The organism is Tsukamurella soli, from assembly GCF_039541155.1.
GTDB lineage: Bacteria > Actinomycetota > Actinomycetes > Mycobacteriales > Mycobacteriaceae > Tsukamurella > Tsukamurella soli.
This window is the reverse complement of the sequence record NZ_BAABFR010000011.1, coordinates 1-17644: the sequence shown is the minus strand read 5'-3', so window position 1 is coordinate 17644 and position 17644 is coordinate 1. Positions and strand designations below refer to the sequence as shown.

12 protein-coding genes and 1 pseudogene are annotated in these 17644 nt (G+C 70.4%); 10 read left to right on the top strand and 3 right to left on the bottom strand.

Annotated features, from left to right (window positions below; translation table 11 throughout):
• The first annotated feature begins 230 nt into the window (after nucleotides 1-230).
• The 7 genes from ABD908_RS05370 to ABD908_RS05340 are packed head-to-tail and all read left to right on the top strand — an operon-like array spanning nucleotide 231 to nucleotide 6867.
• Nucleotides 231-1568: an MFS transporter gene (locus ABD908_RS05370; RefSeq protein WP_344991975.1), complete on the top strand. Its 1338-nt coding sequence runs from the start codon at nucleotides 231-233 to the stop codon at nucleotides 1566-1568.
• A gap of 50 nt (nucleotides 1569-1618) precedes the next feature.
• Nucleotides 1619-2425, top strand: coding sequence for a LamB/YcsF family protein (locus ABD908_RS05365; protein WP_344991972.1), 807 nt, complete (start codon nucleotides 1619-1621; stop codon nucleotides 2423-2425).
• Between the two features lie 31 nt (nucleotides 2426-2456).
• Complete coding sequence (locus ABD908_RS05360; protein ID WP_344991969.1) at nucleotides 2457-3185, top strand: 5-oxoprolinase subunit B family protein; 729 nt, start codon at nucleotides 2457-2459, stop codon at nucleotides 3183-3185.
• Entirely contained in the window at nucleotides 3182-4207 is a 1026-nt protein-coding gene (locus tag ABD908_RS05355) for a 5-oxoprolinase subunit C family protein (RefSeq protein WP_344991967.1), read from the top strand. Before ABD908_RS05360 ends, ABD908_RS05355 begins: the two co-directional genes overlap by 4 nt.
• Entirely contained in the window at nucleotides 4204-5031 is an 828-nt protein-coding gene (locus ABD908_RS05350) for an SDR family oxidoreductase (RefSeq protein ID WP_344991964.1), read from the top strand. The genes ABD908_RS05355 and ABD908_RS05350 overlap by 4 nt, the downstream gene beginning before the upstream one ends.
• A gap of 28 nt (nucleotides 5032-5059) precedes the next feature.
• Nucleotides 5060-6229: a pyridoxal phosphate-dependent aminotransferase gene (locus ABD908_RS05345; RefSeq protein WP_344991961.1), complete on the top strand. Its 1170-nt coding sequence runs from the start codon at nucleotides 5060-5062 to the stop codon at nucleotides 6227-6229.
• A gap of 56 nt (nucleotides 6230-6285) precedes the next feature.
• Nucleotides 6286-6867, top strand: coding sequence for a TetR/AcrR family transcriptional regulator (locus ABD908_RS05340; RefSeq protein WP_344991958.1), 582 nt, complete (start codon nucleotides 6286-6288; stop codon nucleotides 6865-6867).
• Between the two features lie 60 nt (nucleotides 6868-6927).
• On the opposite strand, the gene ABD908_RS05335 is transcribed toward ABD908_RS05340, so the two are convergent.
• A complete protein-coding gene (locus ABD908_RS05335) occupies nucleotides 6928-8718 on the bottom strand; it encodes an AMP-dependent synthetase/ligase (RefSeq protein WP_344991955.1) in 1791 nt (596 codons plus the stop codon).
• Between the two features lie 130 nt (nucleotides 8719-8848).
• On the opposite strand from ABD908_RS05335, the gene ABD908_RS05330 reads away from it, so the two are divergent.
• Nucleotides 8849-10993, top strand: coding sequence for a DEAD/DEAH box helicase (locus ABD908_RS05330; RefSeq protein WP_344991952.1), 2145 nt, complete (start codon nucleotides 8849-8851; stop codon nucleotides 10991-10993).
• A gap of 115 nt (nucleotides 10994-11108) precedes the next feature.
• Complete coding sequence (locus tag ABD908_RS05325; protein ID WP_344991950.1) at nucleotides 11109-15395, top strand: AAA domain-containing protein; 4287 nt, start codon at nucleotides 11109-11111, stop codon at nucleotides 15393-15395.
• Between the two features lie 88 nt (nucleotides 15396-15483).
• Here the strand turns inward: ABD908_RS05325 and ABD908_RS05320 are convergent, their stop codons facing one another.
• Both ABD908_RS05320 and ABD908_RS05315 read right to left on the bottom strand, forming a co-directional pair.
• A complete protein-coding gene (locus tag ABD908_RS05320; protein WP_344991947.1) occupies nucleotides 15484-16038 on the bottom strand; it encodes a cysteine hydrolase family protein in 555 nt (184 codons plus the stop codon).
• Between the two features lie 45 nt (nucleotides 16039-16083).
• Complete coding sequence (locus ABD908_RS05315; protein WP_344992138.1) at nucleotides 16084-16890, bottom strand: shikimate 5-dehydrogenase; 807 nt, start codon at nucleotides 16888-16890, stop codon at nucleotides 16084-16086.
• Nucleotides 16891-17001: 111 nt separating this feature from the next.
• Here ABD908_RS05315 and ABD908_RS05310 point away from each other — a divergent pair.
• Nucleotides 17002-17644: pseudogene (locus ABD908_RS05310) on the top strand (hypothetical protein); the annotation flags it as partial.

Genomic DNA, 17644 nt, shown 5'->3' with positions numbered 1-17644 from the left:
TTCTTTACTCGATGCATAGACGTTAGGGGCCCTCCAGGCGGCTCGACGGAACCCCTTGACGGACCTAAAGTGTGACGATATTCTCATTTGAGATTCACCTCGCACCAGACTCGTAGTGCCTCCCGCGAGCTCCGGTCGTCCCCCTGTCGAACAGCCACAGAGCGCGTCCACACGGCGCACGCTGTTGTTGCAGTCTCGATCGCCGGATCCGAACCCCTGAGAGAAGACCAATGACTGCTCCGGAACGCCTCGACACGGCCGAGGTCAAGATCATCACCGCGGACGGCTCCGTCGTCCGAAGAGCCACGCTTGCGGGTACGGTCGGCTCGTTCGTCGAGTGGTACGACTACGGCGTATACGGCCTGCTCACCACGTATCTCGCCATCAGCCTCATGGGCGGAGCCTCGGCCAGCGGGTTGCTCGCCACCAACGTGGGCTTCCTCGTGAGCTTCATCGCGCGCCCGTTCGGCAGCGTCATCTGCGGCTACCTCGGCGACCGACTCGGTCGTCGATCGCTGCTGGCCGCCCTGCTGTTGCTGATCTCCGGTTCGACGGCCGCCACCGGCCTCATCCCCTCCAGTGCGGCGATCGGGGTCGCCGCCCCGATCCTCCTCATCGCGCTCCGCATCCTGCAGGGCGTCTCCGCGGGGGGCGAGGTCGCCGGCGCGATGTCCTTCGTCGGCGAATACGCCCACAACGCCCGGCGCAACTTCGCGATGAGCTTCATCGCGGTCGGCTCGTTCGCCGCGCTCCTGTTCGGCAGTGCGTTCTCGGCGGTCCTCATCACCGCCCTCGGTGACAAGGGCATGACCGCGTGGGCGTGGCGCATCCCGTTCCTCCTGGCGGCGCCGCTCGGCTACATCGGCTTCTACATCCGCCGGAAGATGGAGGAGACGCCGTATTTCGAGGCGCTGCGCACGCGAAACATCGTCCAGCGAAACCCCCTCGCGGCGGTGTTCACGTCGAAGCGGCACCTCAAGGCGATCGCGATCACCATCTTCCTGCCCGCGCTCAACGGACCCGGGTACTACCTGCTGTTCGCGTACATGCCCACATACCTGAAGACCTCGCTCGGCGCCGAGCACAACTTCACGATGGTCCAGGCGTTCGTCGTCACGGGGTTCAGCCTCGTGTGCATCATCATCGCGATCCCCCTGATGGCGCGACTGTCGGACCGCATCGGACGCCGGCCGGTCCTCGCGATCTCGTCGATCGCCGTCGCCGTCGTCTCGTTCCCGATGTTCCTGCTCATCACCACCGGCAGGTTCTGGCTCGCTTGTCTCGGTACGAGCGTGCTCGCGATCGCATTCGCCGGCCACGCAGCGGTGGTGCACACCGTCCTCACCGAGATGTTCCCGACGACGGTGCGGTACAGCGCCTACAGCATCGGCTTCAGCATCTCGACGATCATCTTCGGCGGCAGCGCGCCCCTGGTGATGACGGCCATCATCCACGCCACCGGGAGCAGTCTGGTTCCTGCCTTCGCGTCCGTGATCACCGCGATAATGACACTCGTCACGCTGGCCTTCGTGAAGGAACGCAAGGGCATGCCGCTCGAGTCCTACTGACCGTTCCACACCACCTGACCCGTTCCACACGACATCATCCGGGAGAGATCATGGGAATCAACTCAGTCGCCGTCGTCGCAGATCTCGGCGAGAGCTTCGGCAACTACACGATCGGCGACGACGCCGCGCTGCTGGGACTCGTCACCGCGTCCAACATCGCCTGTGGTTTCCACGCCGGAGATCCGCGGGTCATGGACGCGACGGTCGCCGAATGCGTCGCCCGCGGAATCGAACTCGGCGCACACCCCGGCTACCCCGATCTCGTCGGGTTCGGTCGGCGTCTGATCGAGGCGAGCGAGGAAGAGATCCGCACCGACGTGATCTACCAGATCGGCGCGCTCGACGCGTTCGCCCGCATCCACGGCGGCAAGATCAGCCACGTCGCACCCCACGGCCGGATGGGCAGCATCGCCCAGTCCGACGCCAAGCACGCTCGCGCGATCACCGATGCGGTCGCCGCCTACGACCCGTCGTACATCGTCATCTGCCAGCGGGGCCTGCTGGCAGCGGAGGCGCAGAAGCGCGGCCTCGCGGTCGGATACGTGTTCCTGGCCGACCGTGGATACGGCGACGACGGCATGCCGGTGCCTCGCTCGCACGAGGGCGGCCTCATCTACGACCCGGAGCTCATCGGCGAACGCTCGGTGCAGGTGGTCACCGAGGGCACGGTCCGTACCGTCGGCGGGAATGTGGTGCCGCTGGGGCACGACGCCGATGTGCTGCTCCTGCACGGTGACCACCCGACTGTTCTGGCGAACGGCACCGCGCTGCGGGCCGCACTCGGCGACGCCGGCGTCCGCGTCACCGGACTGCAGGATGTCCTCGCCGAGAAGGCCGCCGCCGCCGTCAGCCACTGAGGGGCGGATCGACGATGACATCGAATCCACGATGAAGGCGAATCCTGTGCCGATCGCCGTCGAGTCGTACGGCGACTCGGCGGTGATGGTCACCGTCGACCACGACCGTCCGGCGACCCGCCGAGCCGGAATCGTCGACTTCCGTGCTCGGTTCCTCGCCCGTCGGCCGCCGGGCGTACTCGACGTGATCTCGGGGCTGGAATCGCTGCTCGTCGAGTACGACCCCCTGGTCACCGGTCCGGGGCACATCGAGTACGCCGCCCGGCTGATCGACGACCTGCCGCCGGAGCCGCGATCGAGCGGCGCTCCCGCGCCCGCCCGGTTCCGGATCCCCGTCGTCTTCGACGCCGAGACCGGACCCGACCTCGCGAACGTCGCCGACGAACTCGGGCTGACGACCGCTGAAGTCATCGACACGATGGTCTCCTCGACCTTCACCATCGCGTTGCTGGGCGCGGCGACGGCGCCGATGATGGACGGCCTGGCGGTGCCGAAGCCCGTGCGTCGCAGGGCCGAACCCCGCACCGACGTCGTCCCCGGCTCGATCATGATCGCCGGAACCAACGCCATCATCCAGCCGTTCCCCGGCCCTACCGGGTGGCGAGTGGTGGGGCGGACGCCGCACGTCATCGTGGACATCACCCGCAGCCGCCCGATGTCGTATTCGACGGGCGATGTGGTCCGCTTCGTCCCGATCACCGCCGACGAGGCACTCGCGCTCGACGGCACCTTCCTGCTGCCCGAGGGGGGCGACGCGTGAGTCCGATCGAACTCCGGGTCACCGCCGCCGGGTGGCTCTCGACGTTCCAGGACCTCGGCCGAGCCGACACCGAGCGGCTCGGCGTCCCGACCGGCGGCGCCGCCGACCAGTACTCCGCAACGGTGGCCAACCTACTGGTGGGGAACGCCCGTGGCGCCACGCTGATCGAGAGCCTCGGGGGCGAGTTCGCATTCGTGCCCGACGCCGCCGTCCTGGTAGCCGTGACCGGGGCACCTGCACGGGTCACCGTGGCAGACGCCCCCGTCGACGGCTGGGCACCCGTCGTGGTGCCCGCCGGACATGAACTGCGGGTCCGTGACATCCGCGTCGGCGCCCGCATCTACGTCGCGGTCAACGGCGCGCTGGTGGCGGAGACGTTCCTCGGCAGCTCGGCACCAGACGCTCGAATGGGATTCGAGCAGAAGGTGATCCGCGGCGCCGTGCTATCCGTGCGTTCGCGGTTCCGGACCTTTCCCCGGTACTCCTTCGGCCATCCGCTGTTCCGGTTGCGGACGCCCCGCCTCCGACTCGCGGAGGGGCCCTGGGACATCGACGTGGTGGAGAGTCGGGCAACGAACACGGTGCCCGGGCTCAGAGACCTCATCGCGGAGTCGACGTACACGGTGACCGACCGCTCGAACCACGTGGGCCTGCGGCTGAGCGGACCGGTACTGCACCCCGACGGCGACGCGGAGATCGTCTCGCACGGCGTGCCGATCGGGGCCCTGGAGATCCCGCATGCCGACGAGTTGATCGTGCTCGGTCGCTACCGCAGCCTGACGGCCGGGTATCCGATCGTCGGGTTCGCGTCCCGCGCATCGCTCTCCCTGCTCGGGCAGGCCGGACCGGGTCGCGAGCTCAGGTTCCGATGGGTCGATCGCGAAGCGGCGGTGCGGAGGCACGCACAGCGCGAAAGGGAACTCCTCGCGCTCGAGCGGACCGCCGGTGCCGCTTTCGAAGCCCGGGGATTCACCCCGGGCCCACTACCCGGATCACGTACGACGAAGGAAAGCGAACGGTGACCACCTTGGACGGAAAGACCTCGGCTGGAAAGGGTTTGGCCGGTAAGATCGCCCTCGTCACAGGGGCGGGGAGCGGCATGGGGCTCGAGACGGCGCGCGCACTCGCGGGCGACGGGGCCACGGTGGTCCTCGTGGGCCGCCGTCAGGACGCACTCGACGCGGTCCGGACAGCCATCGCCGCCGACGGCGGGACCGCTCACGCCCGCGCCGCAGACATCACCGACGGCGCCGATGTGGAGCGCGTGATCGACTGGGTCCACCGGGAACTCGGACCTGTCGACATCCTGATCAACAACGCGGGCAGCGCGTCCACCGTGCCCAACCCGCTGTGGATGCCGATGGACGAATGGCGCCAGGTTCTGGAGGTCAACCTCACGGCGGTCTTCCGGCTCACGCAGGCGGTGCTCCCCGACATGCTCGACAGGCAGACCGGCACCGTGGTCACCGTCTCGTCGCTCGCCGCGGTGACTCCGAACCTGCTCGGCGGGGCCGCCTACGGTGCCGCGAAGGCCGGTGTCCGCAACTTCATGAGCTTCCTGCATACGACGTTCCGCAACCAGGGGTTGCGGGCGATCACCGTGCTGCCGGGGGAGGCGGACACTCCGATCCTCGACTCCCGGTCGCGGCCACCGACGCCCGCCGAGCGAGCGAACATGCTGCAGCCGGAAGATGTCGCCGACGCCATCCGACTCGCGGTGACGCTGCCGCAGCGGATCGCACTCCAGGAGATCGTGGTCGCCCCCACCCGGCAGCGCGACGTATCCCTCGACCTCGATGTCGCCCGCTGGGTCGGAGCGCCCGAGAACAAGCTGCCGCAGGCATAACGAAACCGACGAATACCTAAGGAACGCAATGACACTCACCACGAATGCCGCGTTGGACGTCGCACCGTCGGCAGCCGTTGCGCGCGTCGTCGCCGCCTCGCGCCGTGTGCAGCAGCCGCAGTCCTCGGGTGAGCTCGTGTCGCTCGCGATGGGGGAGCCCGACTTCGATACCCCTGAGCGGGTCACCGAAGCGGCGATCGCGTCGTTGCGCAGCGGCCGCACCCACTACTCGCCGCTGTACGGCGAGAACGATCTTCGCGAGGCCCTGGCCGAGCGGCTGAACGCGTCGGGTGCCGAGGGCGCCTCGGCCGCGGACGTCCTGATCACACAGGGCGGAACTGCGGGGCTCGCTGCGGCGATCCTGAGCATCGTCGACCCGGGGGACCGGGTCGTGATCCCCGACCCGACCTACTCGCTGTACGCCGACCTGGTGAGCATGGCGGGCGGGGTGACCGTGGGGGTGCCGCTTGCGGACGACCTGCACTGGGATCTCGAAGCACTGGCGGACGCTCTCAGCGGGGCGAAGCTCTTCGTGTTCTGCAACCCGAGCAACCCGACGGGGATCGCCCACACTCGCGAGGAACTCGAGGCACTCGGTGCGATGCTGGACGGAACCGACACCGTGGTCATCTCCGACGAGGCGTACGCCAGTCTCACGTTCACCGACCGGCGGTTCACCTCGGCGGTCGAGATCGACGGCCTACGGCTGCGGACGATCTATTGCCAGACGTTCTCGAAGAGCTACGCGATGACCGGATGGCGGGTCGGATACCTGTGGGGCCCTAAGGCGCTCATCAGCGCGGCCGCACGGGTCCACAACACCTTCAACGGCTCGGTCAACACCTTCGTTCAGGACGCCGCGCTGGCCGCGGTACAGACCTGCGACGCCGACATCGCTCGGATGCGCGACGCGTACCGCCGTCGGGGCGAGATCATGCGCGCCGGCCTCGCGGCGATCCCCGGCCTGACGCTCAGCGTCCCGGAGGGCGCGTTCTACCAGTTCCCCGGCTACGACCTCGACATGTCGTCCGCTCAGCTCGTCGCGCGGCTTCGCGAACACGGCGTGGCGGTGCGGCCTGGCGGCGAGTTCGGTGCGCACGGCGAACGGCACCTGCGGCTCTCGTACGCCGCAAGCGACGACGCGATCCGCACCGGCGTAGCGCGCCTCGCCGAGGGCCTTGCGGCACTACGCTCGTAGTCGCAACGGGCAGAGCTCACCACCTCAACGGGGCAGAGATATCGAGGAGGGTCGTGGTGCGTAGCGACACCGAACGGAACCGCAAACGGCTCATCAAGTCTGCGGGACATCTGGTCGCCCGCAAGGGCGCGGCGGTGAAGATGACGGATGTCGCCGAGCGCGCAGAGGTCTCGACGGCCACCGCATACCGCCACTTCTCGTCCGTCGACGAGATCCTCGCGGAGTTCCGATACAGCGTCGGGCTCAGCCTGCTCCAGTTCAGCCTGAAGCAGGAGACCCACGGTGTGGAGTTGCTCGCCACCGTCAGCCGGGAGTGGGTTCGCCTGGTCGTGAAGCACGGCACCGCGATGGTCCACACGCGGTCCCAGGAGGGCTACCTGGCCCGTCTCCGCTCGGGCGTCCGCTACCTGACGGTGCAGGCGGAGGCACTAGAGCGTCCGATCGCGGAGGCCGCAGCTGAGATGGGCCTGCCCGACCCCGGCGACGAAGGACTGTTCCTGTGGAACATCCTGTTCGATCCACGAGAGATCTTCGACCTCCTCGCGACCCTCGGGCTCACCGAAGACGACGTGGCGCGGCGGTTGACAGCGGCCCTGTGCGCCGCGATCGGAGGCTGGACGAACGAGCGCATCGATTAGACCGCTTACGCCTGTGGTCGCCTACTCGCGGAATGCGCGCGTAGGCGACCACAGGTGAGATCAGGATCGGTAGAGCGCCTCGACGTCGCCGGCGCGGTCGGCCATGATCACGTTGCGCTTGAGCTTCAGCGTCGGGGTGAGCAGGCCGTTCTCGACGGTGAAGTCGTCGGTCACCAGACGCCACTTACGCACCTGCTCGGCCTTGGACACCAGCGTGTTGGCGGTGGCGACGGCGGAGTCGATCTCGGCCCGCAGGTCGGCGTTCTCGGCGAGCTGCTCGACGGTGGTCGACGCCGCCAGTCCGTGAGCCGCCAGCCAGCCGGGCACAGCCTCCTCGTCCAGGGTGATCAGCGCGCCGACGAACGGCCGCCGGTCGCCGACCAGCATCGCCTGGGACACCAGCGGATTCTGCCGGATCGCGTCCTCGGTCCCGGCGGGCGCCACGTTCTTACCGGCCGCGGTCACCAGGATCTCCTTCTTGCGTCCGGTGATGGACAGGTATCCCTCGGCATCGAGTGTGCCCAGGTCCCCCGTGTGGAACCAGCTGTCCGCGAGGGCCTCGGCGGTGGCGTCGGGCAGCTTCCAATAGCCGGAGAACACCACCGGGCCGCGCAACAGCACCTCGCCGTCGTCGGCGATCGCCACCTCCTGGCCGGGCAGCGGCCGCCCGACGGTGCCGACCCGCTGCTCTCCCGGCGTGTTGCATGTGATGGCCGCGGTGGTCTCGGAGAGTCCGTAGCCCTCGTACACGGTCACGCCCGCGCCGCGGAAGAAATGCCCGAGCCGGGCTCCGAGTGGCGCGCCGCCGGACACCGCGCACCGGCACCGACCGCCGAGCACCTCCCGCAGCCTGGAGTACACGAGCCGGTCGAACACCAGGTACTTCGCCCGCAGGGCGATCGGCCGGCGACCGGTGTCGGCGGACTCGCTCCATGCGATCGCGGTGTCGACCGCAGCCTGGAACAGGCGGCCACGCCCCGAGTCCGCCGCCCGCTGGGCCATCGTGTTGTAGATCTTCTCGAACACCCGGGGCACGCTGAGTACGTACGACGGGTGCAGCTCGGCGAACAGGCCGGTCAAGTCGGACAGGTCGGCGGTGTGCGCCACCCGGATCCCGTAATGCAGCGTCGCCACCGACACCACCCGGGCGAAGATGTGCGCGAACGGCAGGAAGATCACCGTGGTGTCGCCGGGGGCCGCCATCTCGCTCAGGCCGACGTGGACCGCGTCGTACTCGGACAACAGGTTGTCGTGGGTCAGGACCACGCCCTTGGGCCGGCCCGTCGTTCCGGACGTGTACAGCAGCGTCGCCTCCGAGGCCGCCGTGACCTGCGCGACCCGCTTCGCGTACGCGGCATCCGGGACGGGCTCGCCGGCTCGGGTCAGGTCGGCGACCACGCCGGCGCCCTCGCCGTCGATCGTCAGCACCGGCACGCCCTGTGGCACGCCGGATCCGATGCGGTCGCGGGTCGCGGGGGTGTCGACGATCAGGATGGTCGCGCCCGAATCGATGAGGATGTGCCGCACCTGCTCGGGCGCCGACGACTCGTACACCGCCACCGTGGACCCGCCGATCGCCCAGTTCGCATAGTCGAGCTGTGCCCACTCGTAGCGGGTGGGGCTCATCAGCGCGATGCGCGTGCCCACCTCGACGCCGCGCGCCATGAGCCCCTTGCCGATCGCCACGATCTGCGCGTGGAACCGGGCGGCGGTCACGGGGTCCCACCCGGACGCCGACGGCCGCAGAAACAGCTCCCGCTCGGGCTCCTGAGTGGCGAGTGCCCGGAGCCGGGTGGTCAGGGTGTCCGACGGGGAATGGGCGCGGGTCGGGGGCGTGGACTCGATGCGCAAGCGTCCTCCTGCTGAGTGGGGCGGCGTGATAGTCATCGGGCCTTACGCTATCGGATCCGGGTCTGGCCAGCGGCGGAACCGTGCGGCAGGTTTCGCAACCACGGCTACCAGCGCATAAGCTGGGGACACGATGTCTGCAGATTCCGGTGCCGAGGGCACCCCACCCAGCGGGCCCTCCCACTACAGCGACGAGGCCCATATCCCCACCGACACGACTCAGCCCGATCAGATCACGTCCACCGACGCGTCCGACCAGGCTGCATCCGCCGGCGCGCCCGAGCCCGTCGTGGCCGACGCCCCGGCCGCCGAGGTCACCGCCGATGCCGAGGCCACCGCGGAGCCGGAGACGACTCCCGAGCCCGAGCCCACTCGTGCGCAGGAGGCACCCGAGGCGGCGCCCCCCGCACCTGAGGCGGCACCACCCGCGGCCATAACCGACGCGGCGGCGCCCGCGGTCGACGAGGCTGCGCCGGCACCGTCGGACTCCGACGGTGACCGGCCCGTCGCCGCTGGCGAGGATGCGTCTGCGGCGTCCGGCGACGCCGCCGGGCCGCAGGGCGAGACGTTCGCCGACCTCGGGATCGACGAGCGCGTGCTGCGCGCGCTGACCGAGGTGGGGTACGAGTCACCGTCGCCCATCCAGGCAGCCACCATCCCCGCCCTGCTCGACGGCAAGGACGTTGTCGGCCTCGCGCAGACCGGCACCGGCAAGACCGCGGCCTTCGCGGTCCCCGTGCTGTCGAAGATCGACCCCAAGGTGCGCAAGCCGCAGGCGCTGGTGCTGGCTCCCACGCGGGAGCTGGCGCTGCAGGTGGCGGAGGCGTTCAGCCGCTACTCGTCGCACATGCCCGACATCACGGTCCTGCCGATCTACGGCGGCCAGGCGTACGGCGTCCAGCTCAGCGGGCTGCGGCGCGGCGCACACATCATCGTGGGCACCCCCGGCCGCGTGATCGACCACCTGGAGAAGGGCACGCTCGATCTGAGCCACCTGGAGTACCTGGTGCTCGACGAGGCCGACGAGATGCTCACGATGGGCTTCCAGGAGGACGTCGAGCGGATCCTCGCCGACACCCCGGAGTTCAAGCAGGTGGCGCTGTTCTCGGCCACGATGCCGCCGGCGATCCGCAAGATCTCCAAGAAGTACCTGCACGACCCGGTCGAGGTCACCGTCAAGGCCAAGACCGCGACCGCCGCGAACATCACCCAGCGGTATATCCAGGTCGCGCACCAACGGAAGCTGGACGCGCTGACGCGGATGCTCGAGGTCGAGGACTTCGACGGGATGATCCTGTTCGTCCGCACCAAGCAGGCCACCGAGGAACTCGCGGAGAAGCTGCGGGCGCGCGGGCATGCGGCCGCCGCGATCAACGGCGACATAGTGCAGGCCCAGCGCGAACGAACGATCGGCCAGCTCAAGGACGGGGCGATCGACATCCTGGTCGCCACCGACGTCGCGGCCCGCGGTCTCGACGTGGAGCGCATCAGCCACGTGGTCAACTACGACATCCCGCACGACACCGAGTCGTACGTGCACCGGATCGGGCGCACGGGGCGCGCCGGCCGCAAGGGCGACGCGCTGCTGTTCGTGGCACCTCGCGAGCGCCACCTGCTGCGCGCGATCGAGCGCGCCACCCGGCAGCCGCTGGAGGAGATCGGCCTGCCGTCGGTCGAGGACGTCAACGCGCAGCGCGTGACGAAGTTCGGCGACTCGATCACCGAGAACCTCGGCTCCGATCACCTGCCGATGTTCCGCCGGTTGATCGAGAACTACGCGGGCGAGCACGACGTGCCGCTGATCGACATCGCGGCAGCGCTGGCGCTGCAGTCCCGCGACGGCGAGTCGTTCCTGCTGCGCCCGGATCCGCCCGAGCGCAAGGACCGGGACCGGGACCGCGACCGGGATCGCGACCGGAAGGACCGGGATCACGACCGGGATCGGGATCGCACTCCCTCGATCCACCGCGTCACCGGTCGGCCGATGACGCAGTACCGGATCTCGGTGGGCAAGCGCCATCGGGCCACGCCGGGCTCGATCGTGGGCGCGATCGCGAACGAGGGCGGCCTGCGCCGCAGCGACTTCGGGCACATCAGCATCCGAGGCGACCACAGCCTCGTCGAACTGCCCGACGACCTGCACCAGGACGTGTTCGACGCGCTGGCCAAGACGCGTATCTCGGGGCAGCTGATCAACCTCGAACCGGACTCGGGTGCACCGGCGGGCCGGCCGGCGGGCGGCAAGCCACGGTTCAGGGCGGGGCGAAAGCGCCCGTGACCGCGGGAACGGCACCCATCCTGTATTAACCTCTCCCTCAGGTGTAGCTCACGCGTCGGATGCGCGTGCCGCTTCCGGCCCCGTCGGGGCCGGCCGACAAGAGAGATATCGAGTGATGACCGACGCGGGCGACGGGCGCGAACCGGACGGTCGGCGTGCCCGGGCGGGGACAGCGGGACGTGCCGCCGATCCGGACCGCGCCGCCGCCGGTGGCGACCGTCACGGCGGCGATCGCCACGACAAGGTGCTGCGTCTGCTGCAGTACCTGCACGACCTCGCCCGCAGCCGCTCGGCGCTCGCCCGCGACCTCGACGACCAGCTCGGCGTCATCGAGCTCGCGGACCTGGGGGAGCGGTGGCGCGCCGACACGGCCCCCGGGGCGACCATCGTCACCGTCGGCAACCGGGATGCCGGCGACCCCGCGAGTCCGTATGCGCGCCTGCTGCGGATGTACGACGAGATCACCGAGCACCCGGAATCGCTCGAGCTGGTGTTGGCGTCGGGCCTGCTGACGGCCCGCTCGGGCGACACCAGGATCCGCGCGCACATCCTCACGCAGCCGGTGCTGCTCGAGCGCGACAAGCGCGGCAAGTCGATCTCGGTGGTGCTGCCGCGGGATTCGGCGCCCCGCTTCGAGGACGCGCTGCTGCTCGCGGGTCTCGACGGATTCGACCTGTCGGGCTCGGCGGAGCTGCAGGCCGAGCTGCGGGAGTCGGTGCGCACGGTGGTCGATCCCGCGTGCGCGCGGTTCACCGAGCGCTGGCGGTCGCGCGCCGTGACGCTCGACGGTGCGCGGATCAGCCCGTCGCCCGCGCTGGTGCTGCGGACGCGCGGCTCGTCGCCGCTGCTCGCGTTCTACGACGCCATGCTCGCGTGGGCGTCCGACGGTGACCGGCCCCTCCCGCCGGGGCTGGTGCAGCTGATCGACGCCGTGGAGGTCGACGAACGCCTGCAGATGCTGGCGGACTGCGGCGGGGCCCCGCCGCGGCAGCTCGTGCAGGATGCCTACTACGTGCTCCCGTCGAACGTGGAGCAGCGGGACATCTTGGCGCGCATGGGATCCGACTCCGGTGTGGTGGTCGAGGGGCCGCCCGGGACGGGTAAGACGCACACCATCGCCAACCTGTTGGCGGCACTGCTAGCCAAGGGGCAGCGGGTGCTGGTGGTGAGCGAGAAGGCGCACGCGCTCGCGGTGCTCGAGGACATGCTGCCGCCTGATCTGCGCAAGCTCGTGGTGTCGATGACCGACGTGACGCAGGACGGCGCCGCGTCGCTGGCCGCATCCGTCACCGAGATCGCCACCCGCAAGTCCACGTTCTCCGAACCGCTCATCGAGGCCGAGCTGAAAGACCTGCGTGGCAAGCGGGATCAGGCGATCGAGCGGCGCGAGGAGCTGATGCGTCAGGTGTGGCGACTGCGCAGCTCCGAGAGCGAGACGTCGGAGTGGATGGAGTCCGGCTACTCGGGACGGCCCGCCGAGGTGGTCGAGCGGGTCCGCGCCGACGCGCCGCGCTACTCCTGGTTGCCCGCCCCCGTGTCCGGGGCGGTTCCGCCGTTGGACACCAACGAGTTCGGCCGTCTGGTGTCCCTCCTGCGCCGCAACTCCGACCTGTTCGCCCGGCGCCTCTCGCACAACCTCCCCGACCTCGGCTCCGCCGTACCCGGATTCGACCGGATCGAGCAGCTGTGTGCGGTCGTGGACCGCGCACCGTCGGGTGGCGACGAGAGCGGGTTCGCCGAGCTGCGCGGCGCCGTGGATCCCGCGGCGCTGGCCGAGATCCGTGCGCGCGCCGACGCGGCGGCCGAGCGCCTCGAGGTGGTGCGTCGCTACCCGGACGAGGCGCGCCGGCTCGCGGAGGACAACCTGCTGGGCGAGCGCGGCCACGTCGCCGGCCGGCTCGCCGGGCTCGATGACGTTCTCGCCGCCGCGGTGGCCGACGACGAGGTGCTGGGCGGTACGCGCGTGCAGTTCTCCGAGGTACCCGGGGCCCCCGCCCGCGCGGCGCTGGACCGCTATGCGGCGCATCTCGAGAGTGGCGCGACACCGAGGCGGCGGTTCCGCCGGCCGGAACAGAAGGACTTCGAGGCGACCGGCCTCGAAGTGCGTGTCGACGGTACGGCGCTGACCGGCGACACCGCCGACAGCGCCGGGTTACGCGCCGCGGCACGCCATCTGGCGGTCGAGGATGCGATCGAGCGGATCGGTGGCGCGCTCTCGGGCGTGGGTCTCCCGGCGCCCGAGGCAGACCCGCGCGGCGAGTCCGGACAGTCGCGCTCCGCGCGCCTCAGCGCCGCCGGCGACCAGCTGCGCCGCGCCCAGAACGCGCTGGCGCTCGTGGCCGACCGCGACAGGCTGCTCGCCGCGCTGTCCCCGGTAGCCTCACACGTCACCAGTCCCCGTGATCTACAGCAGCTCTCGGACCTCGTCCGGGGTGTCCGCCGAAGCAGCGGCGCGTCCGGCGCACGGGATGCGCTGGGCGAGCTCGCCGATATCCGCACCCGCGTCGTCGACATCGTCGAGCGTGGCCCGTCGCCCGAGGGCGATGCGTTGGTCGCCGCGCTGTCCGGTCACGACTACGGCCGCATCCAGGCGGCTCGCCGGGCATGGGACGTCGCCCGCCGTGAGCGCGACGACCGCGGCGCCCTGGACCTGCTGGCGCTGCGGCTGCGTACCAAGGCCCCCGCGCTGCTCGACCTGGTGGCGTCGACCGCGCGAGATCAGGTGTGGAACAGCCGGATCCCGGAGTTCTCCAACGCGTGGGCGTGGCGCCGCGCGTCCGACTGGGTGGCCGAGCGGGCCAAGCCGGACGACGACGCGCGCATCGAGGACGAACTGCACGCCGCCGAGCAGGACGTGGCGCACTACACCACCCGGATCGCTACCGCCGAGGCGTGGCAGCGCTGCCTGTACCGCATCACCTACGACGAGATCCGGGCGTTGCACGCCTACCGCGACCACATCGCCAACATCGGGCGTGGTTCGGGTCGGCATGCCGAGCGGTTCCGTGTCGCGGCGCGCGAGGCGATGCGGCAGGCCCAAGGGGCGATTCCCGCCTGGATCATGCCCATCTCCCAGGTGGTGGCCACCCTGCCGCCGGAGCTGGGGCTGTTCGACGTCGTGATCGTTGACGAGGCCAGCCAGGCCGAGGTCACCAGCGCGTTCCTGCTGTGGCTGGCGCCGCGGATCATCGTGGTGGGCGACGAGAACCAGTGCGCCCCCTCGAGTTCCATCGGGGCGGATCTCGACGAGGTGTTCGCCCGCCTGGACGCGCAGCTGCCGGACGTGCCTCCGTACCTGCGCGACGGCCTGACCCCGCGGTCGAGCCTGTTCACGTTGTTGCGCACCAGGTTCGGGTCTACGATCCGCCTGCGCGAGCACTTCCGGTGCATGCCGGAGATCATCGACTTCAGTTCGCGACAGTTCTATTCGGCCGCGCCGCTGATCCCGGTGCGGCACTACGGCGCCGACCGCCCCGTGCCGCTGCGCGTCACCCGGGTGGCGGGCGGCCAGGCCGAGGGTGTCGGCTCGAAACTGATCAATCCCAAAGAGGCGCAGGCGATTGCGGATGCCGTTGCGGGTATGGTGGCCGATCCCGTGTACGCCGGCCGCTCGATCGGCGTGATCGTGCTGCAGGGGCAGGCGCAGGTCGACGAGCTGTACCGGCGGCTGCGCGCCACCGTCGACCCCGACGAGTGGGATGCGCGCCGGCTGCGTGTGGGCACACCGCCCGACTTCCAGGGCGACGAGCGCGACGTGGTGTTGCTGTCGATGGTGGTGTCGTCTGGGCACCGGTTCGTCTCGCTCACCGGCCGCGACTTCCAGCGCCGGTTCAACGTGGCCGCCTCCCGCGCGCGGGATCAGATGTGGCTCTTCACATCCGTGGACGCCGACGAGCTGCGCGAGACCGACCTGCGGCGCTCGCTGCTCGAGTACATCAGCCGCGCGGACGTCGAGATCGCGCCGCCGATGCCCACCGGTGTCCCCACCGACCGTCGTGTCGAGCCCTTCGGCAGCCTCTTCGAGCAGCAGGTGTTCGTGCGGCTGGCGGACATGGGCTACCACGTCAACCCCAAGGTCACGGTGAACAACCGCGTCGTCGACCTGGTGGTGACGGGGGAACACGCCCGGCTCGCGGTGGAGTGCGACGGTGCCGACTTCGTCTCGACCCCCGAGCAGGCGCGCTCGGACCTCGAACGCGAGCGCGAACTCCGTAGGTGCGGTTGGGAGTTCGTGCGGGTCCGGGAGTCCGTGTTCCGGATCGACCCCGATGCTGCGATAGCCGTGGTGGTCGCCGCGCTGCAGCGACGCGGCGTGGCGCCGTTGACGCTACAGCGGGCGATCACGACCGGCGACCGTGACGGTGGATGGCGGCCCGTGGGGCTCGACATCGACAACGACTGAGACGCGCCCCGAGAAGGACCCGATCGCCGCCGCGAGCGCTCATGTGGCGTCGGCGGCGGTGACGGGGTCGGTCTCCGGAACCGTGGGCTTACGCCAAACCGGCGGCCCACTCGTCGGCGGTGGTCACCGTCGCCTGCCGGGGGAACACCTTCTCGGTGAGCACCCGGTGTACCTCGGGGTCGAAGTCGGCGCACGCGTCGGCGAGCACCGTGAGGCGGAAGTCGAGGTCGGCGGCCTGCCGCAGGGTCGATAGCACCACGCCGCTGGTGCTGATCCCGGCGAGCACCAGGGTGTCGGCGTCCAGCCCGCGGAGCAGCACGTCCAGCCCGCTACCCGTGAATGCGCTGACGCGCCGCTTGACCAGCACCACCTCGCCCGGCAGGGGTGCGACGGCCTCGTGCACGGCGGTGGCCGGGTCGTCCTCGGTCATCCCGCCGCCGCTCGCGGCGAGGGCGCTGAACGAGAGATTCGAGGCCGCGACCTCGGGGTAGCCGGGGCGGAACGCGACGCGCACGAACACCACGGGGATCGAGTGGCTCCGGGCGGCGGCGACCGCGCGGGCGGCTGTGGCGAGCACATCCGGGGCTCCGGCACGCTCGACGATGCCGTTCTGGAAGTCCATGACGAGGAGGGCAGTGGTCATGGAGACCAAGATAGTCAGTCTTGGCTTATCAGTCCAAACTTACAATCAGCTGCGCGAGAACTCCGAGGCTCGGCGCACCAACTCGGCGTCGGGCGTGATGCCGGTGTACAGCGCGAACTGCTCGGCGGCCTGCAGTGCGATCACCTCGGCGCCGGTGACGACAGGCGCGCCCGCAGTCCGCGCAGCCCGGATCAGGGGGGTGTCGGGGGGCATCGCCACCACGTCGAAGACGGCCGCGGCGGACGCGATGAGCTCGGCGGGGAACGACAGATCGCCGGCGGCCGGTGCGCCGGCCATCCCGATGGGCGTGACGTTGACCAGCACCCGCGTCCCGGTCGGTGCCTCGGCGGCGTAGCGGAAGCCGTAGGCGTCCGCGAGCGCGGTGCCGGTCGCGGCGTTCCGCGCCACCACCGTCACGTCGGCGAACCCCGAGTCGCGCAGCGCCGCGACCACCGCCTTGGCCATGCCGCCGGAGCCGTGCACGGCGGTCGGGAGCGCCGGGTCCACGGCGTGCGAGCGCAGCAGCGACGCGACGGCCGAGTAGTCCGTGTTGTAGGCGTGCAGCACGCCCAGCTCGTTGACGATCGTGTTCACCGACTCGATCGCCGCAGCCGATGGCTCCATGACGTCCACCAGATCGATCACGGCCTCCTTGAACGGCATCGACACCGCGCAGCCGCGGATCCCCAGACCCCGCACACCCGCGATCGCGGCCGGCAGGTCGGTGGTCGTGAACGCCTTGTACAGGTAGTCGAGGCCCAGCTCCCGGTAGATGTAGTTGTGGAACCGGGTCCCGATGTCGCTCGGGCGGCCGGACAGGGAGATACACAGCGTGGTACCGCGATTGGGCATCCGGATCAGCGCATCGTCGGTCACCGGATCAGCTTAGCCGTGGCCAGGCGCGCACGATTCGGGAACCGCGGAGCGCGCTCGTGCGTCCAATTGGTATGGGGCGGGACTGATATGGGGTTCACGGGGGTCGAGTACACGGATTTCAGCGGGTGGTCGACGGCGGAGGTGTGCGCGTTCGCGCGGTCGCTGGACGGCGAGGCTGTGGCGGCCGACGGCCGCGCGGTGGCCGCTGCGGCGGAACGGCTCGCCGACAGCCTCGCGGAGCTCGAGGCGGACGTGGGGCGACTTCGCGATCGCTGGCAGGGCGAGGCGGCCGACGGTGCCTTCGACCGGATCGCGCGGTTCGTCGCCGCGTCGTACGACGCGGGGGCGTCGGCGGGCACCCTGGCCGGCGCCGTCGACGACCTGGCCGGGATCGCCGCCCGCACCCGCACCGAGTTCGCCGATCCGCCCACGTCGACCGACATGTGGAACAGGGCGGCCGAGCGGGCCGCAGTGGCGGCCGCGCTGCGCAGCCGGTACTCCGAGCCGATCGCCGCCGCGAACGGCGGGCTGTCCGAGCATCCCGTCGCCGCCGCACCGGTCTTCACTTGGATCCTGCCGATGGATCTCACCAAGCGCGATGCCGCGGACGGCGAGTCGGTGGCCGACACCGCCTCGTCGGGGGAGACGGCCGGGACGGGGGCGGACGGGACGGAGGGGGCCGGGTCGGGGGCGGCCGACCGGGCTGCCGACGCGGGCGGCGCCGGCGCCG